Here is a 25,857-nt window from a genome sequence, read left to right on the forward strand (position 1 = left end):
GTGAGCGGGCTGGGTGCGGCCGAAGCGGTTGGTAGTTTGGTCTAAACCGAGTGGGACTGGAGCACGACATGTTTGTGGGCATCACCAATACGCCGCGAAATTACGCCTGGGGCTCGCAGACGGCGATCGCGACCCTGCTCGGCCGAGAGCCCTCCGGCACGCCCGAAGCGGAGTTGTGGCTGGGCGCGCACGGCGGCTCGCCCGCGGTGATCATCGACCCCGCTCCGGTGAACGGTGCCGCAACCCTGCTCGAGTGGATCGCCGCCGACCCGGAGACGGCGCTCGGCGCGGCGCCCGCCGGGTCGTTCGCGGCCGCGCCGACGGATGCCGCGACCGGCCCCCGCGAGCCGGCCGAGGCATCCGCTGCCCCGCACCTGCCCTTTCTGCTCAAGATCCTCGCGGCGGCCGCGCCGCTCTCACTGCAGGCGCACCCCACGCCCGAACGTGCCCGAGCCGGCTTTGCCCTCGAGAATGCGGCCGGGATTGCCGTTGACGCCGGCGACCGCAACTACCGCGACCCGTTTCACAAGCCCGAGCTGATCTTTGCCCTGAGTGAGAACTTCGAGGCGCTCTGCGGATTCCGCGGGCTCGCCGATATCCATCGCATCATCGAGGAGCTGCGCGCGCTCGACGTCGCCACCGACGACCCCCAGCCCGCGGCGCTCGACCTGCTCGAGCAGCACCTGACCGGGGCAGACCCGCTGCAAGACACCGTGGACTGGCTGCTGCGCGACGGCCGTGGTGGCGATTCGGGCGAGGTCGCCTGGCTCGTCGAACGGGTCGTGGCGCTCGCCGACCATGCCGCGTTCCTCGCCGACGGGGGAGCGGTCATCTCCTTCGCCCGGGAGCTGGCGACCGTGCGTGAGCTCGCCGCGGCCTACCCGGGAGACCCCGGAATCGTGATCGCGCTGCTGCTGAACCGGGTCACGCTGCGGCGCGGGGAGGCGCTGTACTTGCCGGCCGGCAATATCCATGCCTACCTGTCGGGCCTCGGCGTGGAGATCATGGCGGCCAGCGACAACGTGCTGCGCGGCGGTCTGACTCCCAAGCACATCGACATCGACGAGCTGCTCGCGGTGCTCGACTTCGCGCCGAGCCCGGTGCCGCACCTCGCGCCGATCGAACTGGCGCCCGGGGTGAACGTCTACCGGCCGGGCGTGCCCGAGTTCGAACTGGTGCACATCCAGGCGGATGCCCCGGTGCCCGTTGCCACCGGGTCCGGCGCGGGCGGTGCGCTGACCGCTTCGGTGCCGATGCGTCAGGTCGCCCTGCACGGTCCCGCGATCGCGATCTGCACGGCCGGAGGATTTCTCGTGGCCGGGGCGGGAGCATCCGTCACCCTGAAACGCGGCGAGAGCGTCTACCTGACCCCCGACGAGGGCACCGTCACCTTCGCCGGCGCCGGCGAGGTCTTTCTGGCGACCACCGGCGCCTGACGCTCGCGCAGGCGCGCGGCTGCCTCGCGCCGCGTTGCGCGGGTAGTGCACTTGCCGCGCGGAGGGCCCGCTCGCCCGTGCGCCCGAAAGCTGCACGTGCGCCGAAACCTGGCACCGCGTCGTGCGACATAAAGCTGCACGTGCGTCCACAAGCTGCGGGCCCCGGCGCCCATGCGCCCCAAAACTGCTCGTGCGCGTGGCCTGCCAGGCGCACGAGCAGTTTTTGGGCGCAGCAACGTCGAACGCCCTGAGAAACACCCTCGCCGACTCGCCGACTCGCCAGCTCGCCAACCGCGAACCGGCGAGCGGCGTCGGGCAGCGGATGCTCAGCTCGTGTCACACCCGAACGGTAGGCTCCTAGGGCGGCCCGTGGGGACCGCGGAGAGTGCGAGGGCATCATGGCTTGGCTGGTCACCGGCGGCGCGGGATACATCGGATCGCACGTCGTTCGCGCCTTCCTCGCGGAGGGCATCGACGTGGTCGTCATCGACGACCTCTCCAGCGGACACGAGGAGTTCGTGCCGGCCAGCGTGCCGTTCGTGCGCGGCTCAATCCTCGATGGCGGGCTGCTGCTCGACACCTTCGCCAACCACCGCATCACCGGGGTGGTTCATGTCGCGGGCTTCAAGTACGCCGGCGTGTCGGTGCAGCGCCCGCTGCACACCTACGAACAGAACGTGACCGCCACGGCCACGCTGCTGGCCGCGATGGACTCCGCGAATGTGCGCCGCATCGTGTTCTCCTCGAGCGCCGCGGTCTACGGCACCCCGCACACCGACCTCGTCACCGAGACGACCGGGAAGAGCCCCGAGTCGCCGTACGGCGAGTCCAAGCTCATCGGGGAATGGCTGCTGCGCGACATGGCGGTCGCGACCGGCCTGGCGCACACCAGCCTGCGTTACTTCAACGTCGTCGGCTCCGGATCGGCCGACCTGCGCGACACCAGCCCGCACAACCTGTTCCCTCTGGTCTTCGACGCCCTGCTGGCCGGGCGCATCCCGCGCATCAACGGCAACGACTACAACACGCCCGACGGCACCTGCGTGCGTGACTACATCCACGTCGCCGACCTCGCCGTCTCGCACGTCGCCGCCGCGCGGCGCCTCGACGCCGGAGAGCCGATCGAAGCCGTCTACAACCTCGGCAGCGGCGATGGCGTCTCGGTCGGCGAGATCATGTCGACCGTTGCCGCGGTGACCGGCATCGACTTTCTGCCCGAGATCGGGCCGCGCCGCGCCGGCGACCCCGACCGGATCGTGGCATCGGGCGAGCTTGCTGCCCGGGACCTCGACTGGCAGATGCGCCACAGCCTCGACGACATGGTGCGCTCGGCCTGGGAAGCCGGGCAGGCGGCGCTGCCGGCCTGACCGTGCCGCTGACCGTGCGCCCCTGACCCCATCTCCTGACCGATCGCCCCCCAAAAGGGCCGTCTTTCCCAGTTGGGCGCGTCGCAACTCTCCATCCTCCATTGAGGGTTTACGATTCTCGGCTTGACTCCATCGAATTACACCGGTGTAATTAGGTGTGCGCACACCGGTGCGCCGCAATCGGCGGGGGACAGGGTGGGAGACGACATGCACGATTCGGAGTCGCAATCCGCAGTTCCCGACGACTGGTTCGTCGATCCCGTACAACTCGGAGTTCCCGGCGTGCGGCGCTCAGCCCCGCACGACGACTCTGACGTACATCCCCAGCTCGACGCAACCCTGGCCTGGCAGACCGATTCGCTCTGCGCGCAGACCGACCCCGAGGCGTTCTTCCCCGAAAAGGGCGGTTCTACGCGCGACGCCAAGAAAATCTGCACGTCGTGCGAGGTGCGCGCCCAGTGCCTCGACTACGCGCTCGCCAACGACGAACGCTTCGGCATCTGGGGCGGCCTCTCCGAACGCGAACGCCGCAAGCTCCGCAAACGCGCCTAGCCCGCGGGCTGGCCAGCCCCGCCGCAGTCGTGCGTTGTCACCCCGATGGGGGACGAATATCGGGCGCGCCCCCCGCGCCTCCCGGCCATGACCGCCGCAGCGTTCTAGGCTAGGAACGATATGCAACCGAGAGTCACGGCCATCCTCGTCGCCCGCAACGGGGCGACACACCTTGAGCGAACTCTCGAGGCCCTGCGTTCCCAGACCCGTCGGCCCGACATCGTCATCATGGTCGACTGCGGCTCGACGGATGCCACGGGTCGCCTCATGGCCGAATACGGCCCGACCCAGCTGATCACCGCCGGCGCCGAGTTGAACTTCGGCCAGGCCATCGCCACCGCCGTGCGGGTCACCGCCGCGCCCGAAAACGACCACGAGATGCTCTGGCTGCTCGCCCAGGACAGCGCCCCCGAACCGGGCGCCCTCGACGCGCTGCTCGGAGAACTGGAGATCGCGGCATCCGTCGCCGTCGCCGGGCCGAAGGTGCTCGACTGGGGAGCCGGCGAGTACATCCACGACTTCGGCGAATCCGTCACGCCGCTCGGCGCGACCGTGACCCTCGTCGAGAGCGAACTCGACCAGGGCCAGCACGACGGCATGAGCGACGTGCTCGCCGTCAGCGCCGGCGGCATGCTCGTGCGGCACACTGTCTGGCTGCAGCTCGGCGGCTTCGACCCTGCGCTGCCGACAGTGGATGACTCCCTCGACTTCTGCATTCGGGTGCGCCTGGCCGGCTACCGGGTCTCGGTGGTCGCCGCCGCCCGCGTCACCTCCGCCGGAGCCGGAATCGCCGGCCCCAACCAGTCCTCTCGCGGCAAGCTGCGCCGCCGCCGGCTGCGCGCCGAACGCTCCGCGCAGCTGCACCGCCGGCTCGTCTACTCTCCGGCCTGGGCCCTGCTGTTCCACTGGCTGTCCCTGCTGCCGCTCGCGCTGCTGCGCTCGATCGGCCAGCTGCTGCGCAAGGAGCCCGGCGCGATCATCGGCGAATTCTCGGCCGCGTTCGGCGCCGCCCTGCACGGGCTGCGGGTGCGCAGCTCGCGCAAACGCTTCGCGGCGACCCGCGTGCTCGGCTGGGCCTCGATCGCGACCCTGCGGGTGCCGTCGGTCGAGGTGCGTCGGCGCCACGCCCTGCAAAAAGAGGCCAGCCTGTTCGTGGCCCGCGGCGACCGGCCCGAGATCCGCTTCTTCTCCGGCGGCGGCGCCTGGTCGGTGCTGACCGCACTGGTCGTGGGCCTGGCCATCTTCGCGCCGCTGCTCGGCGCCTCCACGCTCACCGGCGGCGGCCTGCAGCCCCTGTCCGGAACCGTGGCCGATCTCTGGGCGAACGTCGGCTACGGCTGGCGCGACATCGGCATCGGCTTCGTCGGTGCCGCCGACCCCTTCGCCGCCGTGCTCGCCGTGCTCGGATCGCTCGCGTTCTGGAACCCCTCGACCGCCCTCGTGCTGCTCTACCTGCTGGCCCTGCCGTTGGCCTCCCTCGGTGCCTGGCTCGCCGCCGCCCGGCTCACCGAGCGCGGCGCCCTGCGGGCCGTCGCCGCTATTCTCTGGATCTTCGCCCCCACCTTCCTCAGCGCCCTCGCCGAGGGCCGGCCCGCCGCGATCCTCGTGCACCTGCTGCTGCCCTGGCTGTTCTTCGCCGGCTTCGCGGCCGGCCGCTCCTGGTCGGCATCCGCTTCGGCCGCGCTCTTGTTCGCGGCGATCATCGCCTGCGCGCCCTCGCTCGCTCCCGCGCTGCTGCTGATCTGGCTCGTCGCCACGATCACGAGCGGGCGCAGCGCGATGCGCTACATCGGCATTCCGCTGCCGCTGATCGCCCTGGCCCTGCCACTCGTGATCGACCAGGGCCTGCGCGGAACCTGGCTCGCCCTGCTCGCCGACCCCGGCGTGCCCGTCGCGAGCGGCGAGGTGAACGGCTGGCAGCTGCTGCTCGGCTTCCCCGCCGGCGACCTCGGCGGCTGGACCCCGATGCTGGCCGCCCTCGGCGTGCCCGGCGCCGAATACGTGATCGGCGCCCTGCTCGGCCCGGTGGCGATTCTCGCCGTGCTCGCCCTGTTCCTGCCCGGATCGCGCGCGGCGACCCTCGCGCTGGTGACCGCGGTGCTCGGGTTCGGCACCGCCTTCGGTGCCACCCACCTGTTCGTGTCCGCGGCCGGCGCGAACACCGTCAGCATCTGGGCCGGGTCCGGCCTCAGCCTGTACTGGATCGGCCTGATCGGCGGATCGATCCTCGCAGTGCGCGGCCTCCGCCGGTTCGCTTTTGCTCCCGCGGTCACCGCTGCGGTGCTGACCGTGATCGTCGCGGCGCCGCTCGCGGCGGCGATCCCGCTCGGGACATCCGTCGTCGCCGAGGGCATTGACCGCACCCAGCCGGCGTTCGTGTCGGCCGAGGCTCGCCTCGACCCCCGCGTCGGCACCCTGCAGCTCACCCCGCAGCCCGACGGCGGCGTGCTCGTCACCGTGCTGCGCGGCGACGGCGAGACCCTCGACAACCAGTCCACGCTCGAAAGCACCGACCGCACGTTCAGCGCCCAGCAGCAGGACCTCGCCGACCTCGCCGGCAACCTCGTCTCCCGCAGCGGCTTCGACGCCGGCGCGGCGCTGAGCGAACTCGGCGTGCGGTTCGTCGTGCTGCAACCGGCGGGCAGCGCGGCCGGAGTCGCCGCCGTCGACGGCGCGGTCGAGGCGTCGACCACGGAAGCCGCCGGAGACGAGGTGCCCGCTGACGTCGCCGCGACCAGCAGCGACGCGGCGACCCTGGCCGCCCTCGCCACCGAGCTGCGCACCCAGGCCGCCCTCGACGCCAACGCGGCACTCGCCCCCGTCGGCGATACCGCCTTCGGTCGTCTGTGGCAGCACGAAACGACGGATGCCGCCACCGCCGCGGCCATTCCGGCCCACGCCGGCGGCGCCTACGGCTACCTCATGCTGCTCATCACGATCATCGTGATCGGCGCGACCGTGCTGCTGTCGATCCCGACCGGCGCCGGCCGGGAGGCCGTGCGCCAGGCGAACCGTGACGCCATCCGCCGCGCGAGCCGCACGAGCGTGAAGCAGAAGAAACGCTTCGGCCGCATGAAGGCCCGGCGCGCCGCCACCCGGGTGCCCGCTCCCGTTCCCGACGCCAGCAGCCAGCCGCCCGAGGAAGCACCCGGCCCCGAGCCCGACGCCGACTTCGACGCCGATTCCGACACGGATGTCGCGGCTTCCGACTTCGATCCGGGTCCCGTCACGAGCAAGACCGACGAACCCGCCGGCACGCCCGGAACCACCACTACCACCACGCCCACCCCCGAGGAGCCAGACAATGCCCGATAAGCACGAGGTGACACGCGGCATTGCGCGCATCGGCGGCCGTGTGGTGGCCGGACTGGTCGTCCTGGCCGTCGCCGCGGGCGTCGTCACGGCCGCCATCGCGCTGCCGTGGCCGACGCTCGAGGTGCCGCCGGCATCCGCCATCGTGGCACCGACACCGAGCGAACAACAGCGGGTCTGCCCCGGTCCGGTGCTCGCCCTGGCCGAGGATTCCAGCCAGGCCCAGGCCGCGACCTCCGTCGGCCGTGCCTCGTCGATCTTCGACGCCTGGTCAGAGACGTCCGGAAGCGTCGACGTGACCCGGAGCGAGATCGACGCCGTTGACAACCTGTCCTCCGATACGACCGAGGTCCCCGAGGAATACACCGTGCCCGCCCCCGACGGCGCGACCGTCGCGCCGCTCGTGGCCGGCAGCCAAAGCCAGATCCTCGCCACCGAAACGCTCACCGGCCTCGCCGTTGCGGCCTGCACCGAAGCGGCCAGCGACACCTGGCTGGTGGGCGGCTCGACCGATGTGGGCCGCAGCAGCCTCGTGCTGCTGAGCAACCCGACCACCGTGCTAGCCACCGTGACCCTCACCGTTTACGGCGAGACCGGTGTCGTCGACGCGCCGGGCGCATCCGGAATTCTCGTGCAGCCGGGCGAACAGCGGATCATCTCGCTCGCCGGGCTCGCGCCCAACCTGATCTCCCCGATCGTGAACGTGCAGGCGACCGGCGGGCAGGTCGCCGCGACGTTGCAGCAGAGCAGCATCCGTGGCATCGAGCCCGGCGGAGTCGACCTGATCGGCGCCACCGGCGTGCCCGCGCTCGAGCAGACCATCGCCGGACTCAACGTGACGATCGCCGCGGCGGCCGAACAGTCAGCCGATCCCGACGCGATCCCGTCAGTGCGGCTGATGGCCGTCGGCGACACGCCGGCGACCGTGCAGGTCGGGGTGACCAGCGCTGCCGGCACCGCGGCGGGCAGCTCGACCCAGGTCGAACTCGAGCCGGGCATCGCCACCCAGGTGCCGTTCCCCGACCTGGCCGTGGGCAGCTACTCGGTGCAGGTCACCTCCGACGAGCCCGTCGTCGCCGCCGCGCGCACCTCCACGGTTGGCACCGCCGGGCGCGACTTCGCCTGGTATCCGTCGTCGAGTGAAATCGAGGGGGACTTTCTGGTCAGTGTCGCCGCCGGGCCCTCACCGACCCTGCACCTCGTCAATATGGCGGCGACGGATGTCGACATGGTCGCCACCCCGAACACCGGCGAGACCCTGCGCATCACCGTGGCCGCGGGCGCCCGCGCCGACCTCGCGGTGGCACCCTCGGTGAACTACGTCGTGACCGGCGGCGAGAGCACGGTCGCGTCGGTCGGCTATGTCGGCGATGGCCAGCTTGCCTCGTTCACGCTGAACCCGGCCGGCCCCCTCGCCGAGGCGATCCGGGTCTACCTGCACTGACCGGCCCGGCCTGCCTATTCTTGACCCAGGCGCAGACGTGAAAACGGATGCGCTCATCCGCACATCAGAACCTCCGCACGCCACCCGCCCCTGTGACATTTGTTTTCGTGAACCCTTGGAGCCCGCCGTGACCCCCAGCGACCTCGCCCAGATTGCCGTCATCGGCGGATCCGGCCTCTACCAGCTCTTCGCCCCCGACGAGTCGACCGTGCATGAGATCGCCACGCCTTACGGCTCGGCGAGCGTCACGATCGGACAGCGCGCCGGACGCCGCGTGGCGTTTCTGCCCCGGCACGGCACCGGGCACTCGGTCGCGCCGCACCTCATCAACTACCGCGCCAACATCTGGGCGCTCGCGAGCCTCGGCGTGAAGGCGATCATCTCCTCCGCGGCGGTCGGCGGCGTCAACCCGGAGTACCCGCCGGGCATGCTCGTGGTCACCGACCAGTTCATCGACCGCACGAGCGGCCGCCCCGACACCTTCTACGATCGGGGTTCGGTGCAGCACCTCTCCGCGGCCGACCCGTTCGACCCGATGCTGCGCCGCGTCGCCGTCGAGGCCCTCGAGGCGCTCGGCGAACTGTTCGCCCCGACCGGCACCGTTGTCATCATCCAGGGCCCGCGCTTCTCGACCCGCGCCGAATCGCTCTGGTTTCGCGCGGCCGGCGCCGACATCGTGAACATGACCCAGTACCCCGAGGTCGTGCTGGCCTCCGAACTGAACATGGGCACCGTGAACCTCTCGTTCGTCACCGACGCCGATGCCGGCTTGAGCCCGCTCGAGCCGGATCCTGGTGCGGAGACCGCTGCCGCTCCCGCTGATTCGGCGACGGATGCCGTCACCGCCGACCTCGTCTTCCGTCGCCTCCGCGAGGCCCAACCTCGCATCCTCGCCGCGATCGACGGCATCCTGCGCGCCCTGCCACAATCCTTCGCTCCCCGCCCGCTCATTGCCCCGGAGCAGGTGCGCGCCGTGCTGGAGCGCGAGGTGCAGCACCACCCCGGGTTCGAGCTGCCGCCGCTCAACCCGCCCACGAGTCAGGCGCACGGAGACACCGCGAGCGTGCAGCGATGAGCGTTCTTCCCCCGCACCTGCTCGTGACCGGCGGGGCCGGGTTCATCGGCGGTGCGATCGTCGCGGCCGCCCTCGACCGCGGTTACCGCGTGCGCGTGCTCGACTCCCTGCGCGCCGACGTGCACGGCGGGCCGCCCACGCTCGACCCCCGGGTCGAGCTGCGGGTCGGCGATGTCACCGATCCGGCCGCCTGCGCGGCCGCGCTCGAGGGCATCGACGTGGTCTGCCACCAGGCCGCGAAGGTCGGCCTCGGAGTCGACTTCGCCGACGCCCCCGACTACGTGCACAGCAACGAGGTCGGGACCGCGGTGCTGCTCGCCGAAATGGCGACCCGGGGCATCCGTCGACTCGTGCTGGCGTCCTCGATGGTCGTGTACGGAGAGGGCAGCTACCACGGCCCGACCGGGTTCACCCGGCCCGCGCCGCGGCGCGTAGCCGACCTCGACGCCGGTCGGTTCGATCCGCTCGACCCGGCCACCGGCGCGTCGCTGACGCCCGTGCTCGTTTCCGAAAGCGACCCCGTCGACCCGCGCAACGTGTATGCGAGCAGCAAACTCGGCCAGGAATATCTCGCGACGGCGTGGGCCCGGTCGACCGGCGGGCGGGTCGCCGCCCTGCGGTACCACAATGTGTACGGCCCCGGGATGCCGCAGAACACGCCGTACGCGGGCGTCGCGTCGCTGTTCCGGTCGGCGCTCGAGCGCGGGGAGACCCCGCGGGTGTTCGAGGATGGCGCGCAGCGGCGGGACTTCGTGCACGTGCGGGATGTCGCATCCGCCAACCTCGCCGCCCTCGACTGGACCGCACCCGACGCGAGCGAGTTTCGGGCCTTCAACGTGGGCAGCGGCGTGGTGCACACGATCGGTGAGATGGCGGCCGAACTCAGCCGCGCGGCCGGCGGACCGACGCCGATCGTGACGGGGGAGTATCGCCTTGGCGACGTGCGCCACATCACGGCCTCCTCGGAGCGCCTGCGCACCGAAATGGGCTGGACGGCGACGGTGTCATTCGAAGAGGGGATGCGCGAGTTCGCGACGGCGCCGCTGCGCGCGCCCGTGCAGTAGGCCGAGGTCTCGGGCCGTGAGGCGGGGGCAGGGAGCAGGGAGCAGTGAGCAGTGAACAGAAACCAGGGGGCAGCGAGGCGGGAGTAAGGGCAAAGGGCGCCACAACCATGCGCGGCTCCCAGGGCAGCTGGCCTGGGCTTGCGCGTCGCCGTGCGTGAGATGTCGGAGGTGGCCTCGTGGACGCGGGCGGATTCAAGGGGCGTTCTGTGACACCTCGTGAGCGAAGTGTCACAGATGGCCCCTTGGGTTTCGTGAGGTGTCAGAGATGGCCCCATCAAGTCGATTGATGGGGCGTTCTGTGACACTTGGTGGTGGATTTTTGGGGTGAAGGGGCGTTCTGTGACACCTCGTGAGCGAAGTGTCACAGATGGCCCCTTGGGTTTCGTGAGGTGTCAGAGATGGCCCCATCAAGTCGATTGATGGGGCGTTCTGTGACACTTCGTGGTGGATTTTTGGGGTGAAGGGGCGTTCTGTGACACTTCGTGCGGCGTGCGGCGTGCGGCGTGCGGCGTGCGGCGTGCGGCGTGCGGCGTGCGGCGTGCGGCGTGCGGCGGATGGGCATGGGCGGGCAAGGTGCGAGGGCAGCGGATGCGGCGCCACTACCTGTGAAAAGCGGTCGCCTACGCGGGGTGGGCGGGCAGGAACACATCGAAGCGACATCCGCCGTCTCGATTGGAGACGACCACCTCGCCCCGGTGGGCCTCCACGATGCCCTCCACGATCGCGAGGCCCAGGCCGGCGCCGCCGGTGCGGCCGGGCCGGCCGGGGTGGTCCGGGGGAGTGCGCGGGGAGCTGGCCCGCCAGCCGGCCTCGAAGACGCGGCCGAGGTCCTCGTCGGGGATGCCGCCGGCGGTGTCCTGCACGCTGATGACCGCCCGCCCGTCGGAGTGCTCGGTCGCCGACACCACGATCGGGCTGCCGGCCGCGGACTGCTGGATCGCGTTCATGACCAGGTTGCCCACGACCCGGGCCAGCTCGCGCGGGTCGGCGAGCACGGTGAGACCCTGCTCACCCTCGAACGAGAGGCCGAGGGACTTCGCCGCGGCGACCGGCGCGAGATCGGCCACGGTGTCGCTGATCAGGTCGTAAAGCGAGACCGGCTCGAGGGTCAGCTGCAGGGTGCCGGCGTGAATGCGCGAGAGCGCGAACAGGTCGTCGACCATGCCCGTGAGCCGGTCGACCTGCCCGCGAATCTGCGCGTAGTAGCGATCGGGGTCCTCGACCATGCCGTCTTCGAGGGCCTCGGCCATGGCACGGATGCCGGCGAGCGGCGTGCGCAGGTCGTGCGAGATCCAGGCCACCAGCTCCCGGCGCGAGCCTTCGACCTGGTCCTCCCGGGCCCGGAGGGCGGCGAGCCGCTCTCCGGTCGCGGCCAGTTCTCCGGCGAGGTCGGCGAACTCCTGGCTGGTGTGCCGGTCGGGCGAGGCCACCGGTTCGCCGCGCCCGATGCTGGCCGCCGCCGCCCGCAGGTAGCGGTTGTCCCGCGCGAGGGATCGCCCCAGCACCGCCGCCATGCTGATCGAGACCAGCCCGGTCACGGCGGCGATCCAGTAGAACACGGTCAGGTCGTGGGTGGACAGGTACATCAGCGAGGCCGCCGCCGCCATGCCGCTCACGAGGGACGTGACCGTCGCGGCGGCGACGACCACGAGCTGCAGCACGAGTGACGACCGAGAGAGCATCCGCAGCACCAGCAGCCCGACGGCCCCGATCACGGTCGCGCAGGCCAGCGCGATGCCCGCCACCGCGAGCAGGGCTGACAGGGTCACGGGGTGCCGGCCGCAGGTGATCCGGGCAATGCCGCGTTGCGGGGCGCGGCCGCGGGGGCCTCCGCGCCCGGGACCCCGGCGCCGGACAGTGCCGCAGACGGAACAGCGCCCGGAACAGCACCGGAAACAGCACCGGAAACAGCTCCGGGAACAGCTCCGGACGCAGGGCCGGCGGCCACGACCGGGCGTGGGGCGGCATCCGTCGCGCCGAGGGCCACCGGATCGAACCGGTACCCGACGCCCCACACCGTGTTCAAGACCCGCGGATGCGCCGGGTCGGCCTCGATCTTCTCGCGCAGGCGCCGCACGTGCACCGTCACCGTGGACAGGTCGCCGAACTCCCAGCCCCAGACCGAGCGCATCAGGTCTTCCCGGCTGAGCACCTTCGACGGCCGCCAGACGAGGTAGGCCAACAGGTCGAACTCGCGGCTGGTCAAGACCAGCGGCACGCCGCGCAGGCGAATCTCGTGCGCGCCGAGGTCGAGGGAGAACTCACCCACCTCGATCACCCCTTCGGGCAGCGACTCCGGCACGCTGCGCCGCAGCACCGACTGCACCCGCAGCACGAGCTCGCGCGGTGAGAACGGTTTCACGAGATAGTCGTCGGCGCCGGCTTCGAGGCCCTGGATGCGGTCCTCCTCCTCGCCGAGTGCGGTCAGCATGATCACCGGAATCGCCCAGTTGGTGCGCACGCGCCGGCAGACCTCGATGCCGTCGAGGTGGGGCAGCATCCGGTCGAGCACCACGAGGTCGGGTCGCAGCTGCTCGGCCAGGTGCAGCCCGCTGAGGCCGTCGAGGGCCTCATCGACGGTGAAGCCGGCCGCGCGCAGGTAGCGGCAGACGACCTCGGAGACCGTCGGGTCGTCGTCGATGACGAGAATCCGCCGGTCGGAGAGCGCATCGGCGCGCATGCTGGCAAAAAATTGTGAGGGGGCCACGGTGTACACCCTAGATGGCCCGGCCTGACAACGCACCGGGCCCCAGACTTCCGTTTTCCGTAACGTTTCATGCCCGGTTCTCCCAGCCAGCCCAACTTAGTGTCGATCTATGACTCAGAATCAGCCGACAGTCGACGTGGTGCTTCCGTGCCTCGATGAGGCCGGCGCACTGCCCTGGGTGCTGGCGCGCCTGCCTGCGGGGTATCGCGCGATCGTGGTCGACAACGGGTCGACGGATGGCTCCGCCGACATCGCCCGCAGCCTCGGGGCCACCGTGATCCACGAAAACAGACGCGGATTCGGCGCCGCCGCCCACGCCGGCCTGCTCGCCGCGACGGCTCCGATCGTCGCGTTCTGCGACGCGGATGCCTCGATGAACCCCGAAGACCTGCCCCGCGTCGTCGACCCGGTCGCGGCGGACACCGCCGATCTGGTGCTCGGCCGCCGCCGCCCGACGGTCGCCGGATCGTGGCCCGTGCACGCCCGAATAGCAAATACCAGCCTTTCTTGGCGACTGCGCCGAATAACAGGTGTGACCATCCATGACCTCGGCCCGATGCGGGCCGCTTCCCGCGAGAAGCTCCTCTCCCTGAATCTCCAGGACCGCCGTAGCGGCTACCCCCTCGAGATGTTTTTGCGCGCGTCCGAGGCGGGGTGGCGCATCCAGGAAGTGGATGTCCCCTACTCCCCGCGCGTCGGCCGCAGCAAGGTCACCGGTACCGTGCGCGGCACCCTGACCGCGGTCGGCGACATGAGCCGCCTGCTGCGCGAGGTGCGCAAATGAGCATCGTGGTGGTGATCGCGAAGGAGTGCCTTCCCGGTCGTGTCAAGACCCGCCTGCACCCCGCTTTGAGCTACGAGGCCGCGGCCGAGCTCGCCTCGGCGAGCCTCGACGACACCCTCGAGACCGTGAACTCTCTCGATGGCGGCCCGGCCCGCCGCATCCTCGCCTTCGACGGCGAGACCCCGCCTGACGCGGCGGCCGGCTGGGAGATCCTGCCTCAGGTCGCCGGCGACCTCGACGAACGCCTCGCCGCGATCTTCGACAGCTGCGACGAGCCCACCCTGCTCGTCGGCATGGACACCCCGCAGATCTCCGCCGCGCTGCTCGCCCCGGTCTTCGCCGACTGGGCCGCCGCGGCCCGCCCCGGCCCGGGCCTGCGATCCGCGACGATGGATGCCTGGTTCGGCCCCGCCGTCGACGGCGGCTTCTGGGCGCTCGGGCTGAACAAGCCCACGGGCGCGTTGATTCGCGGCGTCGCCATGTCGCGGGACGACACCGGAGCGACCCAGCTCGCTCGCCTTCAGGATGCAGGCCTGCGCGTGCGCCTGCTCGAGACCCTCGTTGATGTCGACACGATCGAAGCCGCGACCGACGTGGCCGCCCTCGCCCCCGACGGCCGCTTCGCGGCGACCCTCCACGAGCTCACGGCGGCCGTCCCGCCCGCCCCGGCCGCGGCATCCGTCGCCGGCCCCCGACCGACCGCCCCCGCTCGCGCCCCGAAGGGAACCCGATGACTCTCACCGACACCGACACCCGCACCACGGGCCGCCTCGCGCCCTCCACCTTCGGCGCCGGCGGCGCCGAGCCCTACGCCGCCGCGCTGCAGAGCGAGGCGAACGTGCTCTACCTGCACAGCGTGCACTCCGAACGCAACGGTATGGCCCCGATGGACGCCGGCCGTTGGAGCGCCGACGCTGACGCGACCGACCACTCCCTGCTCGACGGCGCGACCGGTCCGGTGCTCGACATCGGCTGCGGCCCCGGCCGCATGGTGCGTGCCGCGATGGACCGCGGGCTCTCCGCCGTCGGCGTCGACGTCTCGCCGACGGCGGTGCGCATCGCGCTCGCCGCGGGCCTGACCGTGCTGAACCGCTCGGTGTTCGACCAGATCCCGCTCGAGGGCACCTGGGGCACCCTGCTGCTCGTCGACGGCAACATCGGCATCGGCGGCGACCCTGAGGCCCTGCTGCGGCGCTGCGCCGCCCTGCTCGCCCGCCACGGCGAGCTGATCATCGAGGTCAGCGGTGATCCCGGCCACGAGCTGTCCTACGAGGGCACGATCGAAGACTCGATGGGCCGCCGCAGCAGCTCGTTTCCGTGGGCCGAGATCGGCGTCGACGCCCTACGCGTGCGCGCCGCGGCGGTCGGCCTGACCGTGACTCAGTCCTGGCTGCTCGACGGCCGGTCGTTCGCCCGCCTCGCCCGCAGGTAGAGCAAGGCCGACAGCCCGGTGCCGAGAAGCACCAGCACGAGCCAGAAGATCCCCAGGTTCAGCCCGTAGTTCAGGGGCAGGATGCTGGGGTTCTTCGGCGTGAAGTTCTGCGCCACCAGGATCGGCACCACGATCAGCGACACCATCGACCCGACCACGAGGGTGCCCTGCACGACGGCGATCACCGTGCCGGGCACTGTCTGGCCCGCGCGGCGCAGCAGCAACCCGGCGCCGAACAGGATCGGCGCGAGAATCGCGTCGTGCAGGATGATCGCGGCCGCGATCCAGATCGCCAACCCCGTGATGCGCGGCAGCCGCACGGTGTCGAGCATCACGTAGGCACCCCAGGCGAGCAGCGCCACACCCACGGTCAGCAGGGTGATCCGGGCGAAGCGGATGCCCCGCCCGGCCCCCGTGGGAACCGCCGGCCCCGCGCCAACCGCTGTCTGGGCCGTGCTCGGCTGTCCGGTCGTCACGCTCATGTCTCGATCGCCTCGATTCGGCTCAGCCATTTGGTTTGCAGCACCCCGGGCCGGCCGGGCGCGATCATGCGAGCCGGATAGCCGTGTTCGAGGTCGAGGGTTTCCCCGTTGAGTTCGAGGGCGACGAGGGTCAGCGGATCCTGCACGTATTCGCGGCCCATGTCGGTCATTCGAAAACTGCCGCGCTCTTCGAGGCTCGTCAGCCGGAACGAGGTCGACGCGGATGCCCCGACCGCCGTCGCGAGGTCGACCATGCGCACCCCGCGCCACACGGCCATCTGGCTCCAGCCTTCGACGCAGGCGATCGGCAGGGTGACCTCGGTCTGCGGCATCGCCTCGAGCTCGGCGCGGGTGAACGTCAGCTCGGATCCGGCGGCGATGACGGTGAGCACCCAGCCGGCGTTCATCGCGGAGTCGGCGACCTTCGCCTGCTCCGAGGTGCGGTTGACCGGAACGCCCTGCTGGCCCACGCCCTTCTTGCGCGGGCCGAACACGTTCACCGCGTCGAGCGGCGCGAAGGTCTGCCCGGCGGTCAGGCCCCCGATCGCGACGGCGCTCACCCCGATCGTCGCGAGAAAGCCGCGCCGGCTGACCCGCTTCGGCAGAGCCGGAGTCGCGTCGATGTAGTCGATGATGCGTCCGGTGATTCCGCCGGGACGGGTGGTGCCCCAGAGTCGCACTTCTTCGGGGTTGTCGGCCCGGTGGGGCGAGACGGCGTCGACCAGGCGGTCGTCGGGCGTGAGGGTGTGCTCGCGCTGACTGCTGCCGCCGGTGCCGCCCGCCCCGCCGCCAGACGTGTCGTCGTGCGCTGCGGCATCCGCTTTCTTACGCCAGTTGGCGACGATGATCGGCAGCTTCACTCCGATGTGAATGGCGAGCAGCCCGATCAGCACCCAGCCGAGCGCGAAGTGCACCTGGCGAAACGGGAACGGCCACGGATACCACTGGTAGGTGTTGACCAGGCCGATCGTGATCTGCACGAGCGACGCGCCCACGAACAGGGCGATCGACGCGCGTTCGAGCACGTTCACGACGGACTTCACCGGCGGCCACGCGAACAGCGCCGGAAAGATCACGTAGAGCTTGGCCAGCAGCAGCGGAAAGCAGAGGATGCCGGTGACGATGTGGGTGCCCTGGGTGAACTGGTAGAGAAATTCGGGGCGGGTGGCGAAGCGCATCCACGGCAGCGGATCCTGCAGAAAATGGCTGTACAGCCCGGTGCCGAAGCAGATCAAAAACGCCGCTCCCAGCAGCCGCCCGATCACCGTGGCCATGCGGGGAGTGCGCACCGGCGATGCCAGTGCGCGTTGGGCCTCGTACATCAGTCGCCGCATAGTCAATTCCACCACTTTCGACGCGGATGCACCCCCTCTTTTCGCCGCCGAAACCTTACGTCCCCGAGAACTCTCGCCCTGGGCCCCGCTCGGCCCCGCCGCCGCCCTGCCGCGCGGGCGGGCGCAACCCAGGGTGCAACATCCGCTGCCTGCGCCCACCTACTGGCGACGCCTACGCGTGAAGCATCACAGATGGCCCCATGGAGACGGAAGCGCAGCTTGGCGACGGGGCCATCTGTGACACTTCGCGATATCCACCGATAGTCACGACCAGCCATGGGGCGATCTGTGACACTTCGCGCGCGAGGTGTCAGAGATGGCCCCTTGAGGGGGTTGTGCCTGTCGCGAGGTGTCAGAGATAGCCCCTTGAATCGATTTCATGGGACGTTCTTTGCCACTTCGTGTGCGCCATGGGGCGATCTGTGACACTTCGTGCGCGAGGTGTCACAGATGGCCCCTTGAGCGGGTGTGGGGGCTGGGCGGGTGCTCCACGGGGTGGCGCATGGGGCGTTTGTTGGCATCTCGCCAGCGAAAAACCAACAATGGCCCCTTGGCGGATGCCGCGCCACGGAGCCGACCGGCCGGCGCGCCCAGCGAGACACCTGAGCCCCAATTCCTTACGTCCCGGTGACCCCGCCGCGCCCGCACCGCCGAAAGCCGGCCACCGGCATCCGCCTAAGGCAGGATGGACGGGTGCGCACCGTCCTGATCTCCGTCATTCTCGTAGTCAGTGCGGCGCTGACCGGATTCCTGGTCGTGGCCTATGACCTGTTCACGCCCGGCGGCCCCCATCGCATTCCGCTGCTGATCGGCACCACCACCCTCTGGGCGCTCTTCGCGCTCGCCGTGTTCCTGCTGCGCCGCGTGCAGGGCCGCGCCATCGTCGTGCTGATCCTCGCCGGGTCGACCCTGATCGGCGCCGCCGCCATGGCGGGCGCCCCGAATACCAGCACCGACTCTGCCCGCTACGCCTGGGACGGCATCGTGCAGAACGCCGGAATCTCGCCCTACGCCTACACCCCCGACGACGACCGCCTCGACGAGCTGCGGCCCGACTGGCTCTTTCCGGCGCCGGTGACGGATGCCGCGGGCGACCCCGAGTGCATCGGCGAACGCCTCGAAACGGTCGAGAAGAAACAGTCCGGCGACGTGTTCTGCTCCACGCTGAACCGCACCACTGTGCCCACCATCTACCCGCCGGCCGCCGAGCTCTTCTTCGCCGGCGTGCGTGCCATCACCGGTCCAGCGCCCGGCTACTGGGTGCTGCAGCTCGCCGGCCTGCTGCTGAGCCTCGGCACCACCGTGATGCTGCTGTTCGGTATGCGGCGCCACGGCATCAACCCGCGCTGGGCCGCCCTCTGGGCCTGGTGCCCGCTCGTCGCGACCGAGGCCGTCACCAACTCCCACGTCGACATGCTTGGTGTGATCTTCGTGCTCGCCGCGGTGTTCCTCGCCGCGTCCGGCCGCCACTGGCTCGGCGGCATCGCCCTGGGCGCGGCGATCGCGACCAAGCTCATCCCGGTGCTCGCCGCCCCGGCGATGCTGCGCGACCGTGGCTGGAAGATCATCGTCGCCTCCATCGCCACCTTCGCGCTGCTCTACGTGCCCTACGTGCTCGCGACCGGCATCGGCGTGCTCGGCTACCTGCCCGGCTACCTCAGCGAGGAGGGCTACGAAGACGGCAGCCGCTTCGCGCTGATCAGCCTCGTCGCCCCGGGCGGCGCGGGCGTGATCGTGGCCGGCACCCTGTTGGTGGTGATCGGGGTGCTCGTGATCCTCAAAACCGACCCGGCGCATCCGTGGCTCGGCCAGCTCGTGATGATCGGCAGCGCGCTGCTGATCGTCAGCCCCCGCTACCCTTGGTACGCGCTGCTGCTGCTGCCCTTCATCGCGCTCACCGGCCGCTGGGAATGGCTCGCGGTTCCCTTCGCACTCACGCTACGGCTGCTGATCCCGGAGGACCTCGTCACCCAGATCGCCACCGGCGTCGCGGTGCTGCTGATCGTCGGCGTCGCGGTGTACCGCCGCCGCGGGGCCCGCGCTACTTCTCGAAGCGCAGAACGTTCACTCCCGTGAGGTTCCACTCGGTGTCCAGGCCGTAACCCAGCACGGCGAGTTTCGCCGTCACGCTCGGCCGCCAATCCTGCTTGTTGCTCGTCACCAGCCAGACCGTGTCCATCCCGGCGAACCGGTCGGTCACCTCGTCGATGGGATACCGCGTCTCCCACAACTGCCCCGTCTCGGCCGCGGGCGTGCGCAGCTTCACGTCGACCAGCCCGGCGAAGGCATCCGGGTAGGAGTACGCGATCACCCGCGTCGTCGCCGACGGATGCTGCCGCACCGGCCCGTAAATGATCGCCTCACCCGCGCCGGCCGGCTCGAGGGCACGTTCGGCCGCGATCAGGTCGGCGACCTCGTTCCACGACGAATTCTGCTTCGCCTCGGGCAGGCGCTGCGCGACGTAGCCGGGAGCGGTCAGCGCGACACAGGCGAGCACCGCCGTCACGCGCAGCCAGCGCCGCGGCAGCGCGCACACCGCGACGGCCATCAGGATTGCGGCGGCCGGCGCGGAAAAGGCCAGGTAGCGCGGGGAGAACACGGGCGTCATCACGAGCGAGAGCACGATCAGCGCGAGCGTCGGCACCACGAGCCACGGCACGACGAGCGCGAGCAGCGACGGCATGCCCGGCGCGGACGCCGTCGTGCGGGACGCGGCTCCGCGGCTCCGCCAGGCCCGAATCCCCAGCACGGCGAGGCCGCCGAGAATCAGCACCCAGCCGAACGCCGCGAACGTCGGATTGAACAGGAACCACTGCACGACCACGATGTCGTCGAACGTCGTCGCACCGATTTCCTTGATCCAGCCGACCTGGCTGGCCTGGCCGACGACCTCGTCAACGAAGGGCAGCAGCACCAGTCCGGCGACGATGGATGCCGCGGCCCACCCGCGCAGGGCCGCCCACCCGCCGCGAACCCGGCCCGCGTCAATCCGGCCCGCAGCACGCCGGGCGGCGATCAGGGTGCTGACGGCGGTCACGCCGTGGGCGACGACCACGAGGCAAACGTAGAGGAACAGGGTGGTCGCGACGATCGCGAGCATGGCATAGAGCAGCCACCAGCGCCCCCGAACCCACACACGTCGCGCTGAGACCGGCCCCGGGGCCGCACCGGCGGCCTCGGCCGAACGCCGCGACGCGGCCAGAAAAACGAGGGTGAGCAGCAGGGCGAACACGGTGGAGAGGGCGAACGAGCGGCCCTCCTCGCCCATCCAGGTGATGCGGGGGAGGAGGCAGAACAGCAGGCCGGCGAGCACGGCGGTGCCGCGCGGGGCGAATCGGCGCACGAACAGCACGAGCAGCCCGGCCGCGACCCCGGTCGCGAGCGCGCTTGGCAGCCGCAGGGTGAAGGGGGTGTACCCCACGAGGTCAAACCAGACATGCATCAGGGCGTAGAAGAGGCCGTGCACGGCGTCGACCGAGGTGAGCATCTCAGCCAGCTGTGACCAGCTGCGCGTCGCGCCGGTCACGGTTGCGGCTTCGTCGTACCAGAGTGACGGGACCCAGGAGAAGGCGACGGCGAGGGTGAAACCCACGAGTCCGATCAGCAACGCGTCGCGGGTGCCGGGCCGCATTCGCGACCGACCGCCAGCCTGGCCGAGATTCGGCGCTGGCGCTGGCCGCGCCGGGGCGGGCACAGTCGGCGTGGGTGCTGTGGAAGGGGTCATCGGGTCTGGCCTCTGTTAAGGTCGGGCAACGAATGAGGCGGTCGGCCGGGAGGGTGCGCGCGGATTGTCTGTGCGCACGGCCAGGGAGCACACCGATCATGGGGTGCGTGTCGAGGATAGGGGATTGGCCTGTGGTCTGGAAGGGCGGGCATCCGCTTTACGCACGGCGCAGGCATCGATCGACGTAGAAAGGCCCGTCGCGTTGTGCGCGACGGGCCTTTCGGATGCTGCTAGCTGTGCAGAGTGCTGTGCAGACGGAGCCTGTGCAGGACTAGCGGGTGTTACTCGGTGGCGACGGTGATCTTCGCGATGCCGACGAGCAGCTGGTCAGCAACGGCGTCGGTGGCGAACGTGTCGTTCAGCAGGCCGGCGGCGACGGAGGAGATGTGAACCGTGGTTCCTTCGAGGATGGCGTTGGTGCCGTCCATCTCGAGGGGCTTCAGGGTTCCGCCGTAGAGGTTGAAGAGAAGGGCCTGCTCGGCGGCAACTTCGCCGTTGACCGTGACGTCACCGAAGAGCTCCGAAGTGCCCGGGTCGATGGTGAAGTTGGTCAGCTCAACCGTGGTCTCACCGGCGGTGAGGGAGAAGCCGGAGCCTTCGTGCTCGAGGGTGCCCTGAACGAACGGACGGTAGTCTTCCTCGGGGTCGTAGTAGTCCACGTTTCCGCCGGTGATCGGGAAGATCAGGCTGCCGTCGACCAGGGTCGCGGTGCCGACGGTGCCGGGGGTGAGGCCGAGGCTGGTGAGGGCGGCGGCGAAGTCGGCGTCGAGCAGCACAGCGGTGTCAACACCGTTGTCGAGCGACGGGATCGACGCGAGGGGGACCGGGCTGGACTCGGCCGACGAGGAGGATTCCGGAGCCGACGAGGAGCCGGTGGAAGCAGGGGTGGTGGAGCAGGCAGCGAGGCCGGCGATGAGCATTCCGGCGGAAGCGAAGCCCAGTGCGGTCTTGGTGAATTTGCGCATGATGTGATCCTTTGTCTCGGTTGTCCCGTTGGTGTGTTGGGGTATGACAGGTGTTCGGTTCCATGCGGAGAATGGTTTGGAAATCGGTCGGTCTGTTACCGTTCTGTTATCAAATTCAGCAAACGTTCAGGGAAAAACCCCGGAATCACGCGGATGTTCGCGGGCCGAATACTTTCGGCCACACCAAACCTGCCCCTCGAGCAGGGGCGATCGTGCGGGCGGCGAGACGGGTTCGCGGGCTAGAAGTGGCGAAACCGGTCGGGCGCGATGTCCCACGGGTCTTTGCCGAGCAGCTCGGCGATGCCGCGAAAGACGCAACTCTCGATCATCATGCGCTGGTGCATCTCGTCGTTCAGGTGCAGGCGTGACAGACGCTGGATCGGCAGCCGGTAGAAGACGACACGACGTTCCGCAGCGGATACGTGCCAGCGTTCAATGCTCACGTCGGTGCCGGCAGGCACGGTGGCAGGCCCGGCCGCGGTGAGGAACCTGACGTCGGCGAGTTCCTCGGGCCAGACGCCGCGCAGGTACTCGACGGTCGAGGCGACCGTCATATCGAACAGGTCGATCCGGGTGCGCAGCGGCGGCAAATAGGGCCCGGTAGCCGAGCTGCGGATGCCGCGGCCGTGACGGTCCCGCCCACGCCCACGCACCGTCGGTTCCGGAGAGGAGGATCGACGAGATCGAGGCATGGGCCAATCTTAGTTCGCGGGTGCGCCGTGCCGGGAAGCTCGCTGCGGCCTCACCCGAGTACGCTGCAAGCAAATGGATTTCCGACCGTGTTCCCGAGTGGCCTGTCAGGCTCCCGCCGTCGCCACCCTGACCTTCGACTATGCCGACGCACTCGCCGTGCTCGGCCCGCTCGCCGTGACGAAGAGCCCGCACAGTTTCGACCTCTGCGCCCGGCATGCCCAGCTCACCACCGTTCCGGCGGGCTGGAGCCTGATGCGGCACGCCGCCCTCGGCGGCGACCAGCCGCAGCTCTGACTCGCGGCCCCCGTTCGGGACGGTCGGTCAGACCCGTGGGGTAGATTCCCCGGTATGAGTTCGTCGCAAGAAGCCCTCGCCCACCTGTCCCTCGTTGTCGGATCCTACGATGTGCGCGGTCTCGTCGGAGCGGAGCTGACCGCCCCGCTGGTGCGCGCCCTCGGCGCCGCCTTCGCCGACGAGGTGGCCACACCGGGCGGGCAGGCGGCCGAGATCGCCATCGGCCAGGACATGCGGGAGTCCTCGGCCGAGTTCGCTGAGGCGTTCGCCGACGGGGCCGAGGCGCGTGGGGCATCCATCGTCATGCTCGGCCTGTGCTCGACCGACGAAACCTACTTCGTGTCGGGCCGCGACGTGGTGCCCGCCGTCATGATCACCGCGAGCCACAACCCCGCCGAGTACAACGGGCTCAAGTTCTCGCGCGCGGGTGCCGTCTCGATGAGCGCGGACACCGGCCTGAGCGCGGTGCGCGATCGGGCCGCCGGCTACCTCGCCGACGGGATCGAGCCCGTCGCCAGCCCCGGCAGCCGCCGGCACGCGGATGTCCTCCCCGCCTACGCGGCGCACCTGCGGTCCCTGGTCGACCTCACTCCCCTCAGCCCGCTGCGCGTCGTCGTCGACGCCGGCAACGGCATGGCCGGACTGACGGTGCCGGCCGTGCTCGGCGACGCGGCGGGGCTGGCCGCGCTGCCGATCGAGGTCATCCCGCTGTATTTCGAACTCGACGGCACCTTTCCGCACCGCGCGCCCAACCCGATGCCGGCCGGCAGCCTGCTCGACCTGCAGCAGGCCGTCATCGCCCACGGCGCCGACCTCGGCCTGGCGTTCGACGGCGACGCCGACCGCTGCTTCGTGATCGACGAGGCCGGCGAGGTCGTGGACCCGTCCGCGGTCGCCGCGATCGTCGCCCGCCGCCTGATCGCCCGGGACCGCGCGGCCGACCCCGCCGCCGAAATCGTCGTGCTGCTGAACCTCGTCACCTCGCGGCGGCTGGTCGAGACGATCGAAGCGGCCGGCGCCGTTCCGGTGGTCACCAAGGTCGGCCACTCCCTGATCAAGGAGGACATGCGCGAGACCGGCGCCGTCTTCGGCGGGGAGCACTCCGGCCACTACTACTTTCGGGACTTCTTCGGCGCCGACAACGGCCTACTCGCCGCGCTGCACGTGCTTGCCGAACTGGGCCTGGCCGAACGGGGCGGGCAGCCGCTCGCCCTGTCGGCGCTCGCCGCGGAGGTCGCCCCGTACGCCATGTCGGGGGAGATCAACCTCGAGGTTGACGACGTGCCCGGAGCCTACGCGAGCATCGTCGAGGCCTACAGCGGCGACGCGGACTTCGACGAATTCGACGGCCTGACCGTCACCGGGCTCACAAGCACGACCGAACCGTTCTGGTGGTTCAACGTGCGGCCCTCGAACACGGAACCCGTGCTGCGGCTCAACGTCGAGGCCGCGACCGCGGCCGAAATGGTGCGCGTGCGCGACGCGGTGCTCACCCTCCTCGACGCCTGATCCGCCAGGCTCGCGGCGTCATGCGGGCGCGGGGCCGGCCCGCGAACCACTAACCTCGGGAGGGCAAAGCAGTACCCGCAATGGTTCGACCCGCGTCGCTCTCGACGCGGCGCGATCGTTCTTATCCCGCTGGAGCACCACCATGGCCCCTGATCCCCTGGCCAGCACGACACCCTCAAGAACTTCCCCTCACGCGGATGCGGGCCCCACGGCATCCGCTTCCCCCGGCGTTCCGGGTGGTGAACCACAACTCTCCCGCACGTTGAAGCCGCGGCACCTGTCGATGATCGCCATCGCCGGCGTCATCGGGGCCGGCCTGTTCGTGGGCTCGGGCGCGGCCATCAAGGAGGCCGGCCCCGGTATCCTCGTGGCCTACGCCGCCGCCGGGTTCGTCGTGATCCTCGTCATGCGGATGCTCGGCGAGATGGCCGCGGCCAGCCCGGAGACCGGCTCGTTCTCGGCCTACGCCGACCGCGCCCTCGGCCGCTGGGCCGGATTCAGCATCGGCTGGCTCTACGCCTGGTTCTGGATCATCGTGCTCGGCATCGAGGCCACCGCCGGCGCGGCGATCGTGCACCGCTGGGTTCCCGGCGTCGACCAGTGGGTCTGGGCGCTCATTCTCATGGTGCTCTTGACCCTCACGAACGTCGCCTCCGTCAAGTCGTTCGGCGAGTTCGAATTCTGGTTCGCCTCGATCAAGGTCGCCGCGATCGTGGTGTTCCTGCTGCTCGGAGTCGTCGCGATCTTGGGCCTGATGCCCGGCGTGCCAGCCCCGGGGCTCTCCAACCTCACCGGCCAAGGCGGATTCTTCCCGAACGGCAGCGGCGCCGTGCTCGGTGGCGTGCTCGTGGTCGTGTTCTCCTTCTTCGGCGCGGAGATCGCCACGATCGCCGCCGGCGAGTCCGAAAACCCGGTCGACGCCGTACGCAAGGCCGTGCGCTCGACCGTGTGGCGCATCCTGATCTTCTACATCGGCTCGATCGCGGTCGTGGTCACCGTGCTGCCGTGGGATGCGGCATCCGTCACGAAAAGCCCCTACGTTGCGGCGATCGAGCTCTACGGAATCCCCGGCGCCGGCACGATCATGGACATCATCGTGCTCACCTCGGTGCTGTCGTGCCTGAACTCGGGGCTGTACACGGCGAGCCGGATGCTGTTCTCGCTCGCGGTGCGCTCGGATGCGCCCAAGTCCTGGACTCACATCTCGAAGAGCGGCGTGCCGCGCAGCGCGGTGCTGGCCTCGACCGTCGTCGGGTTCCTGACCGTCGGGCTGAACTACCTCGCGCCCGACACGGTGTTCTTGTTCCTCGTGAACACGTCCGGTGCGATCGCGCTCTTCGTCTGGCTCGTCATCGCGGTGTCGCAGCTGATTCTGCGGCGCCGTCTGAGCCCCGCTGAGACCCGCGCGCTGTCCCTGAAGATGTGGCTGTTTCCGTACCTGACCTGGTTCGCGATCGCCAGCATCCTCGCCCTGCTGGTCGGCATGCTCGTGATCGAGAAGACCCGTGAGTCGCTCTTGCTGTCGTTGCTGCTCGCCGCGGTGCTTGTGACGGTCGGCGTGCTGCGTTACCGCAAGCGCCCGCTCCCCGTCTCGGCTTCCTGAGCCGTCCCCGCTTTTTCCGCGAGTGAGCAGTTAATGCACTTCCCGCGAAGGTTTGGTGCATTAATTGCTCACTCGCGCAG

General features: G+C 70.2%; 21 protein-coding genes. 14 read left to right on the forward strand and 7 right to left on the reverse strand.

Features of this window, described 5'->3' with window-relative positions; all coding sequences use genetic code 11:
* Positions 1–68: 68 nt before the first annotated feature.
* From manA to D6T64_RS13265, 7 genes are all read left to right on the forward strand, one after another.
* Entirely contained in the window at positions 69–1,436 is a 1,368-nt protein-coding gene (gene manA, locus D6T64_RS13235; RefSeq protein ID WP_119975156.1) for a mannose-6-phosphate isomerase, class I, read from the forward strand.
* A gap of 398 nt (positions 1,437–1,834) precedes the next feature.
* Positions 1,835–2,803: a UDP-glucose 4-epimerase GalE gene (gene galE, locus D6T64_RS13240; RefSeq protein ID WP_119975157.1), complete on the forward strand. Its 969-nt coding sequence runs from the start codon at positions 1,835–1,837 to the stop codon at positions 2,801–2,803.
* Positions 2,804–3,010: 207 nt separating this feature from the next.
* On the forward strand, positions 3,011–3,355 hold the full coding sequence (locus D6T64_RS13245; RefSeq protein WP_119975158.1) for a WhiB family transcriptional regulator: 345 nt from the start codon (positions 3,011–3,013) through the stop codon (positions 3,353–3,355).
* 120 nt (positions 3,356–3,475) lie between these two features.
* The gene (locus tag D6T64_RS23450; RefSeq protein WP_119975159.1) at positions 3,476–6,670 is read left to right on the forward strand and encodes a glycosyltransferase family 2 protein; all 3,195 of its coding nucleotides are present in this window, start codon (positions 3,476–3,478) and stop codon (positions 6,668–6,670) included.
* Positions 6,660–8,111, forward strand: a complete 1,452-nt coding sequence (locus tag D6T64_RS13255; RefSeq protein ID WP_119975160.1) for a DUF5719 family protein — start codon at positions 6,660–6,662, stop codon at positions 8,109–8,111. The genes D6T64_RS23450 and D6T64_RS13255 overlap by 11 nt, the downstream gene beginning before the upstream one ends.
* 127 nt (positions 8,112–8,238) lie before the next feature.
* Positions 8,239–9,186, forward strand: coding sequence for an MTAP family purine nucleoside phosphorylase (locus D6T64_RS13260; protein ID WP_233551164.1), 948 nt, complete (start codon positions 8,239–8,241; stop codon positions 9,184–9,186).
* A complete protein-coding gene (locus D6T64_RS13265) occupies positions 9,183–10,250 on the forward strand; it encodes an NAD-dependent epimerase/dehydratase family protein (protein WP_119975162.1) in 1,068 nt (355 codons plus the stop codon). The genes D6T64_RS13260 and D6T64_RS13265 overlap by 4 nt, the downstream gene beginning before the upstream one ends.
* A 620-nt stretch (positions 10,251–10,870) precedes the next feature.
* Here D6T64_RS13265 and D6T64_RS13270 read toward each other — a convergent pair.
* Together D6T64_RS13270 and D6T64_RS13275 are read right to left on the reverse strand one after the other, a co-directional pair.
* Positions 10,871–12,019, reverse strand: coding sequence for a sensor histidine kinase (locus D6T64_RS13270; protein ID WP_233551165.1), 1,149 nt, complete (start codon positions 12,017–12,019; stop codon positions 10,871–10,873).
* Positions 12,016–12,957 carry a response regulator transcription factor gene (locus D6T64_RS13275; RefSeq protein ID WP_325049799.1) on the reverse strand — a complete coding sequence of 314 codons (942 nt, stop codon included), beginning with the start codon at positions 12,955–12,957 and terminating at the stop codon, positions 12,016–12,018. Before D6T64_RS13275 ends, D6T64_RS13270 begins: the two co-directional genes overlap by 4 nt.
* 109 nt (positions 12,958–13,066) lie before the next feature.
* Between D6T64_RS13275 and D6T64_RS13280 the strand changes: the two genes are divergently transcribed.
* From D6T64_RS13280 to D6T64_RS13290, 3 genes are read left to right on the forward strand one after another with little or no spacing between them, the layout of a single operon-like run.
* Entirely contained in the window at positions 13,067–13,741 is a 675-nt protein-coding gene (locus D6T64_RS13280) for a glycosyltransferase family 2 protein (protein ID WP_119975163.1), read from the forward strand.
* Positions 13,738–14,475 carry a TIGR04282 family arsenosugar biosynthesis glycosyltransferase gene (locus D6T64_RS13285; RefSeq protein ID WP_119975164.1) on the forward strand — a complete coding sequence of 246 codons (738 nt, stop codon included), beginning with the start codon at positions 13,738–13,740 and terminating at the stop codon, positions 14,473–14,475. The genes D6T64_RS13280 and D6T64_RS13285 overlap by 4 nt, the downstream gene beginning before the upstream one ends.
* Positions 14,472–15,173, forward strand: coding sequence for a class I SAM-dependent methyltransferase (locus D6T64_RS13290; protein ID WP_119975165.1), 702 nt, complete (start codon positions 14,472–14,474; stop codon positions 15,171–15,173). The genes D6T64_RS13285 and D6T64_RS13290 overlap by 4 nt, the downstream gene beginning before the upstream one ends.
* On the opposite strand, the gene D6T64_RS13295 is transcribed toward D6T64_RS13290, so the two are convergent.
* Positions 15,122–15,655 (reverse strand): hypothetical protein, encoded by a 534-nt coding sequence (locus tag D6T64_RS13295; RefSeq protein ID WP_119975166.1) that lies wholly within the window; start codon positions 15,653–15,655, stop codon positions 15,122–15,124. The genes D6T64_RS13290 and D6T64_RS13295 overlap by 52 nt on opposite strands.
* Entirely contained in the window at positions 15,652–16,989 is a 1,338-nt protein-coding gene (locus D6T64_RS13300; protein WP_119975167.1) for a molybdopterin-dependent oxidoreductase, read from the reverse strand. The genes D6T64_RS13295 and D6T64_RS13300 overlap by 4 nt, the downstream gene beginning before the upstream one ends.
* A 693-nt stretch (positions 16,990–17,682) precedes the next feature.
* Here D6T64_RS13300 and D6T64_RS13305 point away from each other — a divergent pair.
* Complete coding sequence (locus D6T64_RS13305) at positions 17,683–19,065, forward strand: glycosyltransferase family 87 protein (RefSeq protein WP_119975168.1); 1,383 nt, start codon at positions 17,683–17,685, stop codon at positions 19,063–19,065.
* On the opposite strand, the gene D6T64_RS22670 is transcribed toward D6T64_RS13305, so the two are convergent.
* The 3 genes from D6T64_RS22670 to D6T64_RS13320 form a co-directional block, all read right to left on the reverse strand.
* Positions 19,031–20,713 (reverse strand): glycosyltransferase family 39 protein, encoded by a 1,683-nt coding sequence (locus tag D6T64_RS22670; RefSeq protein ID WP_233551166.1) that lies wholly within the window; start codon positions 20,711–20,713, stop codon positions 19,031–19,033. The genes D6T64_RS13305 and D6T64_RS22670 overlap by 35 nt on opposite strands.
* A 281-nt stretch (positions 20,714–20,994) precedes the next feature.
* Positions 20,995–21,678, reverse strand: coding sequence for a hypothetical protein (locus tag D6T64_RS13315; RefSeq protein ID WP_119975169.1), 684 nt, complete (start codon positions 21,676–21,678; stop codon positions 20,995–20,997).
* Positions 21,679–21,917: 239 nt separating this feature from the next.
* Positions 21,918–22,370 (reverse strand): metallopeptidase family protein, encoded by a 453-nt coding sequence (locus tag D6T64_RS13320; RefSeq protein ID WP_119975170.1) that lies wholly within the window; start codon positions 22,368–22,370, stop codon positions 21,918–21,920.
* Positions 22,371–22,443: 73 nt separating this feature from the next.
* Between D6T64_RS13320 and D6T64_RS13325 the strand changes: the two genes are divergently transcribed.
* The 3 genes from D6T64_RS13325 (at position 22,444) to D6T64_RS13335 (ending at position 25,777) form a co-directional block, all read left to right on the forward strand.
* Positions 22,444–22,665, forward strand: a complete 222-nt coding sequence (locus tag D6T64_RS13325; RefSeq protein ID WP_119975171.1) for a DUF3499 family protein — start codon at positions 22,444–22,446, stop codon at positions 22,663–22,665.
* 54 nt (positions 22,666–22,719) lie between these two features.
* Positions 22,720–24,174, forward strand: coding sequence for a phosphohexomutase domain-containing protein (gene manB, locus D6T64_RS13330; RefSeq protein ID WP_119975172.1), 1,455 nt, complete (start codon positions 22,720–22,722; stop codon positions 24,172–24,174).
* Positions 24,175–24,316: 142 nt separating this feature from the next.
* On the forward strand, positions 24,317–25,777 hold the full coding sequence (locus D6T64_RS13335) for an amino acid permease (RefSeq protein WP_119975173.1): 1,461 nt from the start codon (positions 24,317–24,319) through the stop codon (positions 25,775–25,777).
* Positions 25,778–25,857: the final 80 nt, after the last annotated feature.

It is taken from the genome of Cryobacterium melibiosiphilum, assembly GCF_003602235.1.
Lineage (GTDB): Bacteria > Actinomycetota > Actinomycetes > Actinomycetales > Microbacteriaceae > Cryobacterium > Cryobacterium melibiosiphilum.